The 18401-nt window shown below is 37.9% G+C and carries 18 protein-coding genes and 1 tRNA gene; 4 read left to right on the plus strand and 15 right to left on the minus strand.

What is annotated here, in order from left to right; genetic code table 11:
* Positions 1–247: 247 nt before the first annotated feature.
* The 3 genes from purT to ACQ334_RS11865 form a co-directional block, all read right to left on the minus strand.
* Positions 248–1408, minus strand: coding sequence for a formate-dependent phosphoribosylglycinamide formyltransferase (gene purT, locus ACQ334_RS11855; RefSeq protein ID WP_430988433.1), 1161 nt, complete (start codon positions 1406–1408; stop codon positions 248–250).
* A 437-nt stretch (positions 1409–1845) separates the two neighbouring features.
* Positions 1846–2838: a hypothetical protein gene (locus ACQ334_RS11860; RefSeq protein WP_430988434.1), complete on the minus strand. Its 993-nt coding sequence runs from the start codon at positions 2836–2838 to the stop codon at positions 1846–1848.
* A gap of 223 nt (positions 2839–3061) precedes the next feature.
* A complete protein-coding gene (locus ACQ334_RS11865) occupies positions 3062–3565 on the minus strand; it encodes a hypothetical protein (RefSeq protein ID WP_430988435.1) in 504 nt (167 codons plus the stop codon).
* Positions 3566–3842: 277 nt separating this feature from the next.
* Between ACQ334_RS11865 and lepA the strand changes: the two genes are divergently transcribed.
* From lepA to ACQ334_RS11880, 3 genes are all read left to right on the plus strand, one after another.
* A complete protein-coding gene (lepA, locus tag ACQ334_RS11870; protein WP_430988436.1) occupies positions 3843–5633 on the plus strand; it encodes a translation elongation factor 4 in 1791 nt (596 codons plus the stop codon).
* Positions 5634–5837: 204 nt separating this feature from the next.
* Positions 5838–6404: a hypothetical protein gene (locus tag ACQ334_RS11875; protein ID WP_430988437.1), complete on the plus strand. Its 567-nt coding sequence runs from the start codon at positions 5838–5840 to the stop codon at positions 6402–6404.
* 2 nt (positions 6405–6406) lie between these two features.
* Complete coding sequence (locus ACQ334_RS11880) at positions 6407–6940, plus strand: hypothetical protein (RefSeq protein ID WP_430988438.1); 534 nt, start codon at positions 6407–6409, stop codon at positions 6938–6940.
* On the opposite strand, the gene ACQ334_RS11885 is transcribed toward ACQ334_RS11880, so the two are convergent.
* The 11 genes from ACQ334_RS11885 to ACQ334_RS11935 all read right to left on the minus strand — a co-directional run bounded on the left by ACQ334_RS11885 (position 6934) and on the right by ACQ334_RS11935 (position 16660).
* The gene (locus ACQ334_RS11885; protein ID WP_430988439.1) at positions 6934–7602 is read right to left on the minus strand and encodes a hypothetical protein; all 669 of its coding nucleotides are present in this window, start codon (positions 7600–7602) and stop codon (positions 6934–6936) included. The two genes, ACQ334_RS11880 and ACQ334_RS11885, sit on opposite strands and share 7 nt — an antisense overlap.
* A gap of 47 nt (positions 7603–7649) precedes the next feature.
* A complete protein-coding gene (locus tag ACQ334_RS11890; RefSeq protein WP_430988440.1) occupies positions 7650–8348 on the minus strand; it encodes a hypothetical protein in 699 nt (232 codons plus the stop codon).
* A gap of 36 nt (positions 8349–8384) precedes the next feature.
* Positions 8385–9398: a hypothetical protein gene (locus ACQ334_RS11895; protein WP_430988441.1), complete on the minus strand. Its 1014-nt coding sequence runs from the start codon at positions 9396–9398 to the stop codon at positions 8385–8387.
* A gap of 127 nt (positions 9399–9525) precedes the next feature.
* Entirely contained in the window at positions 9526–10068 is a 543-nt protein-coding gene (locus tag ACQ334_RS11900; protein WP_430988442.1) for a D-glycero-alpha-D-manno-heptose-1,7-bisphosphate 7-phosphatase, read from the minus strand.
* A gap of 4 nt (positions 10069–10072) precedes the next feature.
* The gene (locus ACQ334_RS11905; protein ID WP_430988443.1) at positions 10073–10855 is read right to left on the minus strand and encodes a nucleotidyltransferase family protein; all 783 of its coding nucleotides are present in this window, start codon (positions 10853–10855) and stop codon (positions 10073–10075) included.
* Positions 10852–11427: a D-sedoheptulose 7-phosphate isomerase gene (gene gmhA, locus ACQ334_RS11910; RefSeq protein WP_430988444.1), complete on the minus strand. Its 576-nt coding sequence runs from the start codon at positions 11425–11427 to the stop codon at positions 10852–10854. The genes ACQ334_RS11905 and gmhA overlap by 4 nt, the downstream gene beginning before the upstream one ends.
* A 308-nt stretch (positions 11428–11735) precedes the next feature.
* On the minus strand, positions 11736–12758 hold the full coding sequence (locus ACQ334_RS11915) for a dehydrogenase (RefSeq protein ID WP_430988445.1): 1023 nt from the start codon (positions 12756–12758) through the stop codon (positions 11736–11738).
* A gap of 36 nt (positions 12759–12794) precedes the next feature.
* Positions 12795–13934 carry a glycosyltransferase gene (locus tag ACQ334_RS11920; RefSeq protein ID WP_430988446.1) on the minus strand — a complete coding sequence of 380 codons (1140 nt, stop codon included), beginning with the start codon at positions 13932–13934 and terminating at the stop codon, positions 12795–12797.
* A 2-nt stretch (positions 13935–13936) separates the two neighbouring features.
* Entirely contained in the window at positions 13937–14881 is a 945-nt protein-coding gene (locus ACQ334_RS11925; protein WP_430988447.1) for a glycosyltransferase family 2 protein, read from the minus strand.
* A 22-nt stretch (positions 14882–14903) separates the two neighbouring features.
* Complete coding sequence (locus tag ACQ334_RS11930; RefSeq protein ID WP_430988448.1) at positions 14904–15401, minus strand: DUF4199 domain-containing protein; 498 nt, start codon at positions 15399–15401, stop codon at positions 14904–14906.
* On the minus strand, positions 15398–16660 hold the full coding sequence (locus ACQ334_RS11935; protein WP_430988449.1) for a dihydroorotase: 1263 nt from the start codon (positions 16658–16660) through the stop codon (positions 15398–15400). The genes ACQ334_RS11930 and ACQ334_RS11935 overlap by 4 nt, the downstream gene beginning before the upstream one ends.
* A gap of 137 nt (positions 16661–16797) precedes the next feature.
* On the opposite strand from ACQ334_RS11935, the gene ACQ334_RS11940 reads away from it, so the two are divergent.
* Positions 16798–16871: transfer RNA gene (locus ACQ334_RS11940), tRNA-Pro, on the plus strand.
* Between the two features lie 117 nt (positions 16872–16988).
* Here ACQ334_RS11940 and ACQ334_RS11945 read toward each other — a convergent pair.
* A complete protein-coding gene (locus ACQ334_RS11945) occupies positions 16989–18041 on the minus strand; it encodes a hypothetical protein (RefSeq protein ID WP_430988450.1) in 1053 nt (350 codons plus the stop codon).
* Positions 18042–18401: the final 360 nt, after the last annotated feature.

The following is an 18401-nucleotide window of genomic DNA, read 5'->3' on the forward strand; positions in this document are numbered from 1 at the left end:
CATATCAGGGCATTTAAGAAAACATTTTAGCGCTACCTGTATGTCTTCATATGCCTATATGGTTTAATTACAGCAAGAATGGGATAGCAAAATAAATTTTTGAGGGCAATCAACAGGTAATATTTTAACCATTTAGGCATATAGAGCATTTAAGAAAACATTTTAGCACCCCCTATATGTCCTTATATGACTATATGGTTTAACTATAAACCTGGTGCTTAATAAGGTTGTTTTAGAAAGTGCGAACCTACTGTACAGTTACTTCCTTTGCAATTGCAATAGCTTTCTGTTTCACTTCCTGCACATCGCTGCCCAAGGCATCATAAGCCAATGCCACAGCCATTCTCCTGTACGGACGGGTAACGGGTTTACCAAAAATGCGGATATCAGATTGTGCATAGGCCATTGCTTTTTCGAGCCCGATGTATTCGGGGGCAGTACCATCTTTATCAGCCAGTATCACAGCACTGGCGCCCACACGTTCCAGCGTAATGGTAGGTATAGGTAAGCCCAGTATTGCCCTGGCATGCAATTCAAATTCAGAAAAATTCTGTGTGCCTGCAAGGGTTACCATGCCGGTATCATGCGGCCTTGGTGATAATTCTGAAAAATAAACCCCATCATCAGCCAGAAAAAATTCAACACCCCAGATGCCGGCGCCAGTTAATGCAGCCGTAACTTTTGCTGCCATTTGTTGTGCGGTTGCTAACTGGTTGGATGCAATGGCGGCGGGCTGCCAGCTTTCCTGGTAATCGCCACGTTCCTGGCGGTGGCCGATAGGCGGGCAAAATAAAGTAGGGCCATTTTTTTGAGTGACTGTCAACAAAGTAATTTCGCTATTGAATTGTACAAATGCTTCTACGATCACTTCTGTCTGATCGCCACGTTTGCCCGATTGTGCATATTGCCATGCTTTTTCAATATCTGCAGTGGTTTTAATTACGCTTTGCCCTTTGCCCGATGAACTCATCAATGGTTTTACCACACAGGGAATGCCCACTTTGCCGGTTGCCGCTATCAATTCTTCCAGGCTGTTGGCATATTCATATTGCGCTGTTTTTAATCCCAGTTCTTTTGCTGCCAGGTCACGGATGGCTTTACGGTTCATGGTAAAATTGGCAGCTTTGGCGCTGGGCACCACAGTAATGCCCTGTTGTTCATAATCATAAAACCGTTCGGTGCGGATGGCTTCTATTTCGGGCACAATAATATTGGGTTGGTGTTTGGCCACAATGTTGTCCAGCGCTGCGCCATCCAGCATATTGATCACTTCTCTTTCATCAGCCACCTGTTGTGCCGGTGCATCATTGTAACTATCTACGGCTATAACGTATTGGCCTAAACGTTTTAAAGCAATCACCAGTTCTTTCCCTAATTCGCCGGAGCCGAGGAGCATAATTTTTTTCATAGCAAAGAGTTTTGAAACGGGGCAAAATTAAGGAATTGGGCTGAGAATATTTTTAGTGGGAAGTTGGAGAGTGGACAGGCATTGAAATTGCTTTATTTTTTTTGACTTTCGCTTGAATCTTCGCCGCCTTCTTTGCTTTGACAAACGACGTTTATCGCTTCGCATTTATAATGCGCTAACAAAGTAAGAAGAGGTATCATAACGCTCTATTGCAACAAGCTAATAGATATCTTTTCTGTAACAGTAATTAGCTTTAGCTGGCATCGACAAAGTATAATGGTACAAATGGTGACCGTTTTTATTTTGCGATACTTTGCGCTTTATTGCAATAGCATATGCCGTTTGTCGAAGTCAAAGCGGTGACTAAGGTTGGAGAGGAGTGGTGTTACCTAAGTGATGAAAAGCTCAACTTGAATAAAACCCCATATTGCTTACAATTATGCCTCTAGAATAAAATCAATAAACTCTCTTGGCTTCATTACTTCAGTAACAATGTTTTCACTTTGGAATACTGCCTTAGTCTTTTTATACATTTTCTTGTCAGAAGTTATGAAATAGTCGCAGTGAGCTGCATAAAAGCAATGCAACGCATCATTAAATAAATTATCATATTGATTTTTATCGGTTAGCTTATCCGAGCTATAACCTACAAAGTCTAACTGCATAAAAATTCCTGTCAACTTTGAATAATCATTATTATTTAATGCTTTTGATTTATTGTTTTCGTCGTAAAATTCAGTAAACGATTTATTTAACATTGTCTTTGACATAGTTTTATCAAGCATTTCAATGACGTTGTCTGAATTATGAATTCCGCCGTCTATTGGTATTGCATTTCTAAATAAAGCTCTTAATTCATTGTATACAGTTGGATTAGTTTTTAAGTCGTTAAAGAGCGATATAAAGTCCTCCATTACCGCATACATTGAATTATCGGATCTTGATTTTCTAAATAACAATGAAAGGGTAGAATTATAATTATCTAATTGTGTGAAGTCAATATTATGCTGAAAAGTTTTAAAAATATCAAATAGATTTCCCAGACCATATTCCTTTAAAGGTTCTAAAATTGCTTCAAGACTAGAGGCGTCAACTCCATCGCCATTTTCAAGAATATCTTGAAAGTATTCTTTGGGATCACGATAATGCCATTTTGCAGTCTCTTCATTCCAGTATTGTATTAAAGATACGTTTTGAGTCAACTCAGAAATAAAGTTTAATGATTCTTCAACTCTTAACCTTTCGCCCTTATTGTAACTTTTTAATAGGTCATTTAAATGCGCATTAGAATATGGAATAAGTAAGTTTTGACTAGATGAATTTATAATTCTTTTTAAAGTGTCAAAGGTGAAAATATCTTCTTCTGTGACAAGATTTTCTGGTTGTCGCAAATTTGTAATTATATTCCAATCAAGATATAGTTTAGTCATACTGAAGGATGCTCAATAGCATTATAGGCAACGAACAGGTATTTATGCAGGTTGGGAATTAGCATTCCGTCCGCCTGGACCGCTGCTGATTGAAAATATTTTGATGAAGTTAAAACTAATGCTCAACTATGTTAGTCCAGCCCCGAACCAATGACTGGATTTGCAATTGGTTGAACTTAGTTTGTAAACCCCGACTTACATAAACCCCATGTTATACGTAGCTTTATAAACGTTTCGTGCTTAAATATTGGTCAAGTTTTATTCTGATGTCTCCAGATTCAGAATCGGTCATTTTTTTTGATTTGCCAATTATGCACTGTAGTACAATAGCAATTTGCTGAACTATTTTCAATTTATCTGAACCGCTAGCGGAGATGGCAATATTGTATTTGTCATAAATATCGCTTTGGAATTTTATTAAGATAGATTTATTAGCCCACTTTTCCGCCCAACTTTCAACTAATTTATAGTCATTGAGTTCATATATACCTGGTAATTTATTAACTGAGTTAAAATTTGAATCCAATAATTCGTAAAAGTTGTAATCATATTTTTTTGAAACTCCTGATTGGCTATGATCATGACCTACACAGATAACAAATTGGCAATTGCTTTCTCTGATTCTGAAAAACTGTTTCAATGTTGAATAAAATTCTTTGTCTACTGTAGTTAGTTCTTTGGCAATAAAACTATCTGAGATTGAAAAGAGGGAAATTTTTGATTCCATAAAGAAAATAAAATTTGTTTTAGAAGGCTCTTAAAAGTTGCGTACAGCGTTAGTATTTATGTTACAACATCCAATGAAGCCAAATAAAATTACATTGAGCGTCAATCATCTAACGTTACTCATTTCGCACTTATCGTTGCACCAATGCAATTTATCAAATATAATAATACGATTAAGATTTGAAGGGTAATTCCCCGTTTATTCCCCATTTCCCACACCCGCTCAAAATCCACCTTTTTAAACTACTTTTGCGCTCTAAATATAGAGGAGAATTTACATGAAGAACATCAGAAACTTTTGCATCATTGCCCATATTGATCACGGAAAAAGTACCCTTGCCGACCGTTTGTTAGAATTTACCCATACCATTGGCGAAAGGGATATGCAGGCCCAGGTATTGGATGATATGGACCTGGAAAGGGAAAAAGGGATCACCATTAAAAGCCATGCTATACAGATCAACTATAAGTGGAAGGGCGTGGAATATGTGTTCAACCTGATTGATACACCCGGCCATGTGGATTTTAGTTATGAAGTGAGCCGTGCCCTTGCCGCCTGCGAAGGCGCCCTGCTTTTGGTGGATGCTTCACAAGGCATTCAGGCGCAGACAATCAGCAACTTGTACCTTGCCATTGAAAATAACCTGGAGATCATTCCTGTCATCAATAAAATTGATATGGATGGAGCCATGATACCGGAAGTGACCGACCAGATCGTTGAACTGATTGGTTGCAAACCCGAAGATATTTTACTGGCCAGCGGTAAAAGTGGTATTGGTATCGAAGAGATATTAACCGCCATCATTGAACGTATTCCTGCGCCAAAAGGCGATCCGGAAGCTCCTTTACAGGCCTTGATTTTTGATAGTGTGTACAATTCCTTCAGGGGAATTATTGTGTATTACAGAATTTTTAATGGTACACTTAAGAAGAACGATAAAATTAAATTCAGCAATACCGGCCTGGAATATGGTGCCGATGAAGTGGGTATTTTAAAACTGGGGATGGAAGCCAAGAATGAAGTGAGGGCAGGGGATGTGGGCTACATTATCACCGGAATAAAAAATGCTAAGGAAGTAAAAGTGGGTGATACCATTACCACTACGGTAAATGGATCTACCGAAGCGATACAGGGTTTTGAAGATGTGAAGCCAATGGTATTTGCCGGTATCTTCCCTGTAGAAACAGATGCTTTTGAAGAGTTGAGGGATTGTATGGATAAACTGCAGTTGAATGATGCTTCGCTCACTTTTGAATTAGAAACCTCACAGGCATTAGGCTTTGGTTTCCGTTGCGGATTTTTAGGCATGCTGCACATGGAAATTATCCAGGAGCGTTTGGAAAGAGAATTTAACCAAACGGTAATTACCACGGTACCCAACGTAAGTTTTATTGCCACCACGGTTAAAAAAGAAGTGATCAAGATAAATAATCCCACCGAAATGCCCGACCCCACAAGGATCGATCATATTGATGAGCCGTTTATCAAAGCACAGATCATTACCAAGCCGGAATACATCGGCAATATCATGACCTTGTGTATTACCAAACGTGGTATTCTTACACACCAGAATTATTTAACACCAACAAGGGTAGAGCTAAGTTTTGAAATGCCGCTGACAGAAATTGTATTCGACTTTTATGATAAATTAAAAAGCATGACGAGAGGTTATGCCTCATTTGATTATCACCCGATAGAATACCGTGCCAGTGATATTGTGAAGATGGATATTTTATTGAACGGCGAAAAAGTGGATGCCTTAAGTGCATTGATCCATCGTGGACGTGCACACGAATTTGGCCGCAAGCTCTGCGAAAAATTAAAAGAATTATTACCTAAACAGCAATTCCAGATTGCGATACAGGCTGCCATTGGCGCCAAAGTGGTAGCGAGAGAAAACATCAGCGCCATGCGTAAAGATGTAACTGCTAAATGTTATGGTGGTGATATCAGCCGTAAACGTAAATTGTTAGAAAAACAGAAAGAAGGTAAAAAAAGAATGAAGCAGATAGGCAATGTGGAAGTACCGCAGGAAGCGTTTTTGGCGGTGTTGAAGCTGAATGATTAAGGACTTTAATATTGACATTTGATTATAGAGGAGGAAAATGTTCAATAAGCAATGTTCAATGCTCAAGTTTCAAAGAAGACAAGAGTTTTCAAATTGTAACATTCAGAAACAATGCAGAAAAATAATGCTCTGCATTTTATTGAACATTGAACATTGAGTGTTGAACATTGAATATTTGTAATTCTTTACCTTAGTAACTAACTCATGAAAAAGCCTTTTGCCATTATCGCCATTATTTTCAGTCTTACTTTAACCATCTTTCGTGTGTCAAGATGCATGCAAAGATTAGATGCTTCGCAAAGAGCCGGTGCCAAACGGGATTATTATGAAGCCTGCCAGAAAAAACTGGATACAGCCTGGATCTATTTTAAACCTGTTGCTGAAGCATTGCAAAATAACCAGCCGGTAAGCGATGCCGTACTCACCACTACCACTTCTAATTTATATGATGTTTCTCATGATGTGGTGCAGATCTCAGAATATGATGATGAGGGCGGTTACTATAAAAAATATGTGACGGAGTTTATAGAATTTGAGCGTGGCTTAACCTGCTGCTACCTTCGAAAATACCAGGAAGAAATATCGAAAAATAAAAAACTAAGCAAGGGTACTTACGCTAATCTTATGAGCTGGCTGGACAGGTTTCCAACCTACAGTACTATTTATGGTGAGGTGACATTCAACTTATATAACCGCATCGATTTTTCGCAATTCCGTGATGCTGTAATGGCTGCCGCTCCACAGGAAACAGGTAATAAGACTACACCATAAAAATGAATTGGACAAAATATTTGCCTGTTGAAAATTATACTTTAGCAACAAAACTTTCCGTACAGGAAGTGCGTAACCGCATTGAAGATAATATTGGAGCAAAGGAACAATACAGTTTGTTTTCTTTTAAAAATAATATTACAAAACCTTATGTAGGCCAACTGAAGGGTAATACTTTTACCATCAACAGGGTTATTAATTACAGAAATTCATTTTTACCAATAATAAAAGGTGAAATATCAGAATTTACCGGGCAGCCAAGAATACATATAAAAATGCGGCCTGCCACTATGGTACTGGTATTTATTTCTGCCTGGTTAGGGATAGCAGGTATAACATGCCTTATAATGTTGTTTACTGTTGTTGTACAGAGCAGGGAAATTATGCAACATGGTATATCGCCTGTTATGTTGGGGCCCTTTGCAATGTTTTGTTTTGGTTACCTGCTTACTTATTTTGCATTTAAGTTGGAAAGTAAAAAATCAAAAGAATTTTTACAAAATTTATTCGTTGCCGAAGAAGTAAATGATCAATAAAAAATTGAGTGATTGCAGGTGTCGGCAAAAGCTTTAACGGAATCTGTTTTTATCATCATCACTTCTCCTGTTTTTGATTGCAATTTATCAATAACAGAAGTATCTGTTTGTGCAACAGGCACTTCTTCAATAATTCCAATTTCTTCTTTAGGAGGTTCGGGGGCAATACTAATATCACCTTGTGTTATATCTTCAACTATTATTGGTGGAGTAAATCCTATTGTAGTAACAATTGGTGGCGGAGCTGTAAAAGTATCACACGATAATTTAGTAGCAGAGGGAGGTCCCATTGTTCTTGTACTGGTTGTTACAACCGGCAGACTATTATCTGTTATATCCCCTTTTACTTTTGTGTCACAAGAAAATAAGGTAGTGCTGAATACTAATAAACAGGCTGCTAAAAATTTCTTCCAAACCGGCATGGCAATATAAAAAATATTCTGAGGTAACTCAATGGTAATGCGGAGCAGTTGTTCATTGCGAAAACGGCCGCAAACTTTTTCTTCTTTTTTATTAAGAAAGAAATATTTCACTTCTTCATCATTCATGTTGGTAAAATCAACCACCGTTTTTACACAGGCATTGCAGTGGCGCCCTTGTGCATTGGGTGTCATGGCATTCCAATCTTCATGGCAGGGAGTGGGTATAGATATTTTAAGCATACCAGCAGTTTATGTAAAGATGCAGGTGCTGCACATTTTCATAAAGGCTAAGCTTTTTTCTTTTTTGAAAAAGGATTTCTTGCTGCTAAAGCAGTGGGTAAAATAAATGCAGTGGCTGGGTAAGGATCTTCAGGAAGAGGTTCTTTATTATTCTTTTTTGTGGGGTCTGTATTTTTTACTGTAATACTGGTATCCTCATTTTGTTTAAGTACTTTATAATTTGTGGAATCAAAAGGGAAAACCGGAAGTGAAGGAGGCTGCCACCCCATATTTCCCATTACCATATCTTCAAAAACTAAAATATCCTGATTTGATTTTCTTCTATGTTTTTTCTTCCTAAAATTTTTATGCTTTTTCTTATCAGCTTTGACTTCAGTTGTTTTCTTATAGGAAGAAATAGTATCTCCTTGCCTGAATGAAGTACCAGCCATTGTAGTATCAATCGATAAAAAACTTCCTCCAAAACAAATTAAAAACGCCACTAAAAATTTTTTCCAGAAGGGGAGTTGAAGGCGGAAAATGTTTTGGGGCAGTTCAATTACAATTCTCTGTAATTGTATGTTCTTAAAACGGCCGCAAATTTTTTGTTCGTAATTGCTGATGAAATATTGTTGTATAGCTTCATCACTCATCACAGAAAAATCAACCACTGTTTTTGCACAGCTGGTACAAAACCGCCCTTGTTCATTGGGCGTCATATTATCCCAGCCTTCAAAGCAGGGTTTTGGTATGGAGATTTTGAACATTAATTTCAGGAGCAGATTTTTCTGCTGAATGCTGCACTATCCTTTCACCTTTTTTTTAGGCGGAACAGTCTTTGGCTTTACTGCTTTGGGTTTTTCTTCTACCGGTTTCTCTGTACTGTCAGCCTCATTACCTTTTAATTTACTTTCATCAAGATTGCCGTTGGTATCTCTTACAGGGTTAGGCACAGGCTCTTTGCCTAATGGCGTTACCTGGTCAAATATTTTTTCTACATGAATCCATTTGCCGTTTTTCCATTTAAAACCTTCATAATCGCCATCACCAACCAAGGTCCATTTTTTTGTGGGCTCATTACTTTCCGAGATCAGGTGTTCCACTATTATCATATCCATTTCAGGATCGTAATTCAATTTAGGCCCATCAGTTTTTTTATACTCCATAATGTAGCGCCCGATAGAAGTTTTAAAAACTGTGTCTTCTTCAAAACTGAAATAACGGCCACCAAAAGTGGGTTCGCCATTAATAAAGTTCAGTACTTCAATGATCTTCCTGTTACTACGGATATTATTTTCATCAAAGCCTAACAACGTATAGTAATCATTGTTAGCACTTCTTTTTTGTACAATGTTATAATATACGGCACCTATCCAGCCATTGTTATTACCAACGGTATCCACCTGGTTTTTTGTTACTGCCGATTTATCAATCAGGCCATACAATTTTAATGAGCCATCATCGGTACGCATTTGTATAGCGCCGTGGTGACGGATCACATTATCATTGACCACCATTTGCCAGGTAAAAATTTTAAACGTACTATCCGGCGCATACAGTTTTGAAATTGTTTCTAAAGAATCAAATGCGTAATAGAATGAGTTAGGTATTTTTAATGCCCTTACCAGCATCCTGGTAAGCATACTATCAGCCGCAAACCGGTCGGTAGACGTGATGCCATTGATCAATTTGGCAGAATATTTTTTTAAAGAGTCTTCTTTAATCCGTAAAATTTTTGCATCAGCTTTAGTGATATGCTGTGCAAATGAAAAATGATATACCAATACAAAAACCAGTAAGGCCAGGAATTTCTTCATGCAATAAATTTACTTAATCCTTTTAACAACAGGGGTACAAAATTATTGTATTGGAATTAAATTTAACTAAAACTTGGCAGGAAGACGGAACAGAGATGACAGTAATTGAATGGATTTACACCAATTTTTACAGGTCAAGTGCAAAGGCGATCAATGATGGATACACTTCGTCAATGCGTTCGTCATTCGTATCCACTTCGGGTCTTGTAGTAGTAAGGAAAACGGTTTTTATGCCAAGGTTACGGCCAAACTCCATATCGCTTAAAGTGTTACCTACCATTAAAGATTTTGAAAGATCAATATCGGCAAAATCTTTTGCGGCCTGTAAACCCATGCCGGGATTAGGTTTGCGGTTAGGGCTTTCCAGCTCGGGGCAATAATAAATCGCATCAATCTTTCCACCCACCGCTTCAATATCACGGATCATATTCTGGTGAATGATCTTCAGGTCTTCTTCTTTGGTTACACCTTTACCAACACCACGTTGGTTAGTAACAATAATAATACGGTTGAATTTTTGAGTGAATATCTGTATGGCCACTTTAGCACCATCATAAAATTTAAACTCATCCCAGGTATGGATATAGTCTAAATGTTTTTCGTGGTTGATCACACCATCACGGTCTAAAAATAAGGTCCAGGTTTTGTCTATGTCAGAAAGGTTCAGCATGTTTTTAATGTAATAAGTCAAAAAAAGTTCCTATAGCTTCTATAATGGTTGTAATGTTGTCATCAGAAGAATTGCTTTTAACTGCCTTTGGCGAATCACTGTATTTTTTTTGAAAGGCTTCGTAATCTTCCGGAACGCCAATATCTGTAAAATAGCTATAGAAAACAACACCTATAAAAGTTTGTTCTGCCACATATTTTTCGAGATAATCTTTTTCAAATGAAAATTTTTCAGGCAGATCTTTTTTCAAGAACTCTGAAACATTTAAAATATAAATACCTCCGTTGATATAGCCTTTTGAACAGATTTTTTTTTCATGAAATGCTGTTATGATACCATCTTTATTAAATTCTGCCGTTCCATAACGTTCAAAATCATACATATGATTTAGTGCAATAGTACAAGCTGCATTTTTAGAATGATGTGCCTGTAACAAATCGGGCAGGCTGATGTTAAAAATAGTATCGCCATTTACAATTACCACATCCTGGGCGGTTACAGCTTCGCAGGCTTTTTTTACAGCGCCACCAGTGCCCAGCTGTTCTTTTTCTATCACATACACTTTTTCCAGTTCGTTAAAATGTACATCCAGGTAATCTGTAACGATCTCACTTTTGTAACCTAATGAAAAAATAAACCGGGTAACGCCTTCATTTTTAAGATAGGCAATAATGAAATTAATGAACGGAATGCCATTAACAGGCGCCAGGCATTTAGGTACATCACTCACCACAGTTTGCAATCTTGTACCCGGTCCTCCCGCCAATATTATCGCTTCCTTTATCATGCGAAATACTGAGCTTCCACCAGTTCGCAAATAATATGGCCCAGCATGATATGGCTTTCCTGGATTCTCGGTGTGTCCGAAGAAGGTACATTCAATAAATAATCTGAAATAGCTTTCAATTTACCCCCGCTTTCGCCGGTAAAACCAATAGTGATCATACCTTTTTCTTTAGCTACTTCAAAAGCTGCAACAATATTTTTGCTGTTGCCCGAAGTAGATAAGCCTATCAAAACATCGCCTTTAATACCTATCCCTTTTACCAGGCGGCTGTAAATAACATCATAACTATAATCATTGGCCACAGCCGTCATGTAAGAGGTGTTGCAATGCAAAGCCTCTGCAGGTAATGCATCACGGTCTAAATAAAAGCGGCCGCTGAATTCAGCCGCTAAATGCTGTGCATCGGCAGCACTGCCGCCATTGCCACAAAATAAAACCTTGTTACCATTTTTAAAGGCAGCTACAATTTCAGTTACACAGGTATTTACTGTTTCAAGCAAGGCGTCATTTTGTAAGAGCTCTTGTTTTACTTTGATGGATGCGGCTATGATATCTTTTATCTTATTCAACATGTTTTGTAATAAAATGTAATTAATAAATGGGTCTGTAATGATGAGCAAAGGTATGCAGTAAAAGTGAGTGACACAACGATGATGAGCAGAATTACTAAAGTTGGTTTCCAAAGCAATACTCAATATTCAATGTTCAACAATCAACCTTCAATAAAATACATGGGCCTTTATTACCGTAGTTTTATTCTCAGGAAAGAACTTCGAAGTCAAAAATTATGCGTTTTCATTGAACATTGAACATTGAACATTGAGCATTGAATATTGGGTATTTGTCTCTTCTATAATTCAGCTCTCCAGGCTTAAGGCTGTCAAATACTCCATGTTGTTAATCCATTATCTACAAACGAATATTTTTTTACGTCGCCACCAAAACTATTTAAGGTTTCAATTACATTATTGCGGCTGTTGCCGGGGCAATAAAATGTCATAAAGCCACCACCTCCGGCACCACTGATCTTTCCGCCTGTAGCACCTGCATTTTTTGCAGCATCGTAAATGGCTTCAATAGCATTATTGCTGATATTTTTTGCCATCAGGCGTTTTTGTTTAAAACCGTAATCCAGTATTTCCCCCAATTCGTCAAGCTTACCGGCAAGTAATACTTCTTTCATCATTTTTGCCTGCTCTTTTAAATGATGCATGGCATTGATACTTGTTTCGTTTTTAGTGAGTACATTATTTACCTGCTCAGGAATAATACTGGTGCTATCCCGTGAAATAGCGGTGAAATATAACACCAGGTTATTTTCAAGCGTACGTAAATATTCAGATGGAATAGTCAATGGGTTTACAATTACTTTGTCGGCATCATAAAACTCCATAAAATTGATACCACCAAATGTTGCAGCATACTGATCTTGTTTGCCACCTGTTAATTGCAGGTCATTTCTTTCTATATCGTAGGCATATTGAGCAACCTGGTATTTGGTTAATGGCAATTGCAGCATTTCCATAAAGGCGCCCAATACCGCCACAACAAGGGTGGAAGAAGTGCCAAGGCCCGAGCCGGCAGGAGCATCTACAAAAGTGGATAGCCTTAAACCTGCGCTGGGTAATGAATGATCTTTTTGAATACGGTTGTAAACACCTTTTAGCAGATCCAGTGTGCCATTTGTGGGCAAAGGAATGCCAGTGGCAAATTCCTGTTTTTCATTTCTGTCGAGTGCTTCAATAATTATTTTGTTTTCGGTGATAAGCTCGATCGACGCATGGGCAGCAAGTGAAATTGCTGCATTGAGTACAGCGCCGCCAAAGAGATCGCTATAAGGACTTACATCGGTGCCACCACCGGCAAGGCCAATACGAAGAGGTGCTTTACTGAAGAATATCATGGATACTGAAAATTAATTTTGCAATAAAATGCACGATTATTGTTTGGATAATGTTAGAATTGCGTACACCATTTTGGACCAGCTATATTTTTGTTTTTCTTGAAGTAAAGCAGGTAGGAACAGTTTTCCCTGGTTTAACGAGTAATAATTTTCGATTTTTTCTGCAATGGAATCTGCATTAGGTTCTGCAACCAGACCTACAGTTTCATTGGCAAGCATTGCCGGTAAAGCTCCAACATTTGTAACAATCATCGGAATTTCAAAATGAAAGGCCAAAGGCGTTACTCCGCTTTGAGTTGCATTTCGGTATGGTTGTATTACCATATCTGCTGAGCAGAAATAGTATTTTACCTCACTGTCTGAAATAAACTGAGTATGTAAAATAAGATTTTCTTTGATACCTAGTTTTTCAATCTGGAGGTCGTATTTTTTTTTGTCCTCGTAAAATTCACCGGCAACTAAAACTTTAAAATTAAAATTTGAATATCTTTTATCTTTCAGGAGTTTTACAGCATCAAAGAGAATGTCTAATCCTTTATAATTTCTAATAAAACCAAAGAATAGTATTATAAATTCATTGCTGTCAATTCCCAATTGAGTTCTGGCAATTTCTTTTGAAACCTTCTCTCCAAAATTATCATACAAAGGATGCAATACAAGTTGTGCAGGTTTATCTTTTGTAAATAGCCTCAGATCAGACAATACCTTTTCACTCATGACCACAAATGCATCCACCGGCTTTATAAAGTATTTCGTAAATGGCTTATCACCAAAACGTTTTTCGTGGGGGATAACATTGTCGGCAATACAAACTATTTTACTATGTTTGTTTTTCTTAGCAATACGTAAGATGGTTCCAAAGCAGGGGCCCATCAATGGCAGCCAATAACGCACTACAATAAGATCCGGCTTTTCTTTTTTTAATCTTAGGCCAACTTTTATCCAGTTAAACGGATTTACAGAATTGATGCAGACTTTTATATCCAGATCTTTTGGGGCAGGTTCTTCAGAATATTGTGATGTGCCGGGAAAAATAAATGAAGGGTATTGAAGAGAAAAAGTATAAATGATCGTCTGGAAGCCCTGCTGTTGAAATTGTCTTGCCAGCCTTTCATTAAAAGTTGCCATGCCACCGCCCCGTAATGGATGAGCCGGGCCAATGATGATTACTTTCATGATTATTGCAGGCCTTTTTTATCTTCAATTAGGTAGCTGTTACGTTCCGTTGAATTTCTTGCGATGAGTTCGCCGATAAAGCCTGCTAAAAATAACTGCGAGCCAATTATCATTACTGCTAATGCAATATAGAATATAGGACGGTTGGTAATGGTAAAATCAAAATTTATCAACTTGCAAATAATAAGGTATGCACTGAAGCATACGCCGATAAAAAAACAGATGGTGCCCCACAATCCAAAAAAATGCATGGGCCTTTTACCAAACTTACCTACAAATGTTATGGAGAACAGATCGAGAAAACCATTTACAAAACGTTCCCAGCCAAACTTGGTAACACCATATTTTCTTGCACGGTGTTCTACCACTTTTTCGCCAATTTTTTTAAAGCCGGCCCACTTGGCAAGCACCGGAATGTAGCGGTGCATTTCACCATACACTTCAATACTCTTAACCACTTTCTTTTTATATGCTTTAAGGCCGCAATTAAAATCATGCAGCTTTATGCCGGAACTTCTTCTTGCCGCAGCATTAAATAATTTAGAAGGAATGTTTTTGGTGAGGGTGTTATCATAACGTTTTTTCTTCCATCCGCTTACAATATCAAAGCCACCTTCAATAATCATTTTTCTCAGTTCAGGAATTTCATCAGGACTATCCTGCATATCGGCATCCATGGTAATGATAACATCACCCTGTGCTGCTTTAAAACCTTCATTCAATGCGGCACTTTTTCCGTAGTTGCGTTGAAATTTTATGCCTTTGATATTATTATTACCGCTGCGTAAATTTTCAATTACCTGCCACGAGGTATCGGTACTGCCATCGTCAATCATAATTATTTCGTACACATAATTGTTGGCCAGCATAACCCTCTCTATCCAGGCGCAAAGCTCGGGTAAAGATTCTTCTTCGTTAAACAGTGGTATTACAATTGATAAATCCATCGAATACTTTTAAAATTAAAAATCAATTTTTATGTTGTGATATTAAAAAACCAGCTGTAACTACTGTTATCAACACTCCGATAATAAGATTTTTAAACAGATGAATACCAACCATCATTGGTAAAAAAATGCTTTTCAGTTGCCTGGCATTCTCTGCAATCTCTGCAGGCATGTGGTTCCCTTCTTTCAGCAACATCTGGCTGTTATTATTTACCCATTCATCTCTTATGCCTGTGTTGATCTTATAAAAAACAAAACAGTAAATTACCATTAATAACGTAACTACAATAAATGTTTTAAAACCGGCCTGAAAATACGCTTTAAATTTTTTCTCTTCTGTATTGTCTTTGTCAAAAGCTACAATACTCCAAACTATACCAATAGCATAAATGGTCAGTACAGCAAATTGTTCTTTACTGTTAAACGGTATTTTTAATCCGTAATAGCAAATCACACAAGCAACAATCATCAATGCTCCTGTTAATAAACCTTTATACGCAGCGGTAATATTTTTCATCATGCTTGATTCAATTCCACTTTACCCTTATTAATAATGCCGATCACTTTTCCTTTTAGTTTTTTACCCACAAAAGGAGAATTCTTCGATTTTGATTGTATCATTTGCGCTTCAAAAATATATTCGGTTGTGGCATTAAACAATGTAAGGCAGGCCACTGCACCTTCTTTTATTTCAGGTATAGCTATGCCAAATATTTTTCGTGGGTTCACACTTAAAAGTTCTATAAGCTTTTCTGTGCCCAATTCAAAATTACCCATTACGCCAAACAGGGTTTCCAAACCGATCATGCCTTCTTTGGCATATTCAAACTCACAGGTCTTACCATCCCAGTTTTGCGGAAAGTGATGCGATGCAATACAGTCTACGGTTCCGTCAGCCACGGCTTTCAATAAAGCTTCTTTGTCTTTAGTTGTTCTTAGCGGTGGATTTACCTTTAAATTGGTATCGTATTCCTGCATATCAGTATCGGTAAAATACAAATGATATGGTGTAACAGAACAACTTACAGTAGTGCCACCTTCTTTAGCTCTTTTAATGTATTCTAAACTTTTGGCAGAAGATACGCCGGTAAAATGTAGTTTGCTTTCGGCATACCTGGCCAGTTTTAAATCTCTTGCAATTAATATTTCTTCCGCAATAACAGGCTTACCGGGCAAACCCAATTGGGTGGAGATGATGCCTTCATTCATTAACCCGTTGGCGCCAATACTTTTGTCTTCGGGAATTTGTATCACCGTACCATCAAAACTTTTTACGTATTGCAATGCTTTAAGTACAATGCCGGCCGATTGTATAGGATTAGTACCATCGCCAAAGGCAGCGGCACCTGATTGATGCATGTCGTACATTTCTGCCAGTTCTTTGCCTTCTGCATTTTTTGTAACTGCGCCAATAGGACGAATATTTACCGCCAGCGTTCTTGACTTTTGAATGACATATTCCACCTGCGACTTATTATGTACCACCGGGCTGGTATTGGGTAGCACCAATACATCTGTAAAGCCTCCTGCGGCTGCAGCCCTGGCTCCGGTTTCCAAAGTTTCTTTATACTCGTGGCCGGGATCGCCAAAGTTGGCAAAAATGTCCATCCAGCCAATGCTGGCACATAAGCCCGGTTGGTCAATTACCTGGTCGGCAGGCTCATTAATAGCGTCGCTTATCTTTAAGATAGAGCCTTCATGTATTAAAATATCCTTGGTTTGTCCGTTAAAAGGAGAAGCGGGGGAAATGATTCTGGCTTGCTTAATTAAAACCTTCATGTAAAAAAAAGTTGCGCAAAGATAATAAGATAAGTTGAAGTTTTTAAAGTTGAAATTTTCGATTACTTTTGCCCTCCGGTAAAATTTAAAGTAATATTTCTATTCAATATAGAAAGATGCTGCAATTTTCAGGAATTCGGGATGTAGCGCAGCCCGGTAGCGCACACGTCTGGGGGGCGTGGGGTCGCAAGTTCGAATCTTGTCATCCCGACAAGTAATTGATGTATCACAAAACCCGCTATCAAAGCGGGTTTTGTAGTTCTGAAAAATGTTATTTGACTACTTTTTGGTTAGAACTTTATTCATTCAGATACCTACGGCAACAAAATCAGTAAATACTCACTCCGGTATTCCAAAAAACAACGTCAGCCTCATTTCCTGCTTCTTCCACCTGTTCTTTAAATACTTTTATAATAAATAATACTTTGCCCTGTGCATTTTTTTTGGTGTAGGTGGTTATCTCTGTATCAGTATTTAATTTGCGATCGCCGGTTTCTGTTTTTTTAACGTCAGTAACATTGTAACCTTTCAGCCAATCCGTTATCTTTTTGTTCCATTCGGCATTGATAATGTCTGCGGCTTTGCCTGTTGGTAGCTTTTTGCCCGTGTATTGAGTAACATGGGTATTGAAAGCGATCCTTTCTGCCGGCAGTGGTGCGAATAGCCCTGTGGGATACTCGATATTATCGGGCTCTCCAAATTTGTCGTTGCGGATATTTGTAAACTGGTTAGGCGCAAGCTCCAGCATTTTGTCAAAAACAATTTCTGGTTTTTGGCCGGCATAACTATAGGCGGCCGTGTCACCAATGCTCCATTCGCAATGAAAATGTGCTTTATCATTTTCGGGAGGGTGGGCTACAAAAACTATAGCAACAGTGTCGGTAGAGTTCAATGAAATATTGATTGTTTTTTTGCCCTGCTCCAATTCATTAAGATATACCGTTTTACCACTCTTTACTTGTAAATAAAAAGGGACATAGGCAGGGCTGAAAGTATTACTGGAAAAAAGAGAACCGGTAATATTGAGGTGCAATATTTTTGCCTGCCGTGGTGCAATAATAAAACCATCATAATGGTCGGCATTAAACAGAGGAGATGCTGTGGTAACAAACACATCTGTATTGTTTCTTTGCGCCTTCCAGCTCAGGGACACATCTAAAAACGAATCCAATGCTGCCAAAAAATCATTCGAGTTAATAAAACTTGCGGAATCATTTTTTTTAACGTCGCTTGTTTTTGAAAAAAAATCATATTCGTCCGTTAGTTTAAATGGTTTTGTTTTTAATGTATCAGCCTTTGCTTTGGCGGGTGTTATTTGAGCTGATGCAGTAAACATTGTAAAACACACAAAAGCAATTGCAATACCGGCAGGTAATTTCATAAATAATATTTGGTTAAAGCTAATGGTATTTTTTTACTACAGCCTACCCAACAGTGGGTAGTTTTTGTAACCCCCCCCGTTGGGATATGTTGTAAAAACTATATGAAAGAGACTTTGTGCAACTTAAGAGATATTACCTTTTGTAAACCCCCTGGCCATGAGAATTTAAAGTTTAATTGGTATGGCAGCGTGGGGTAATGTTACCGGATTTTTCAATATGCCAATAATTGTGCTATATCATTCAATAGTAAGTTTGAACTGTAGATAGTCACCCGGCAAGTTTTTACAAATGCCCAAACCCATTCTCTGAGAACGAGTTTTTTAGTTCGAAATTTTTGCCTCTTTTAACTCTGTAATTCA

This window comes from Ferruginibacter sp. SUN106, from assembly GCF_050611765.1.
Taxonomy (GTDB): domain Bacteria; phylum Bacteroidota; class Bacteroidia; order Chitinophagales; family Chitinophagaceae; genus Ferruginibacter.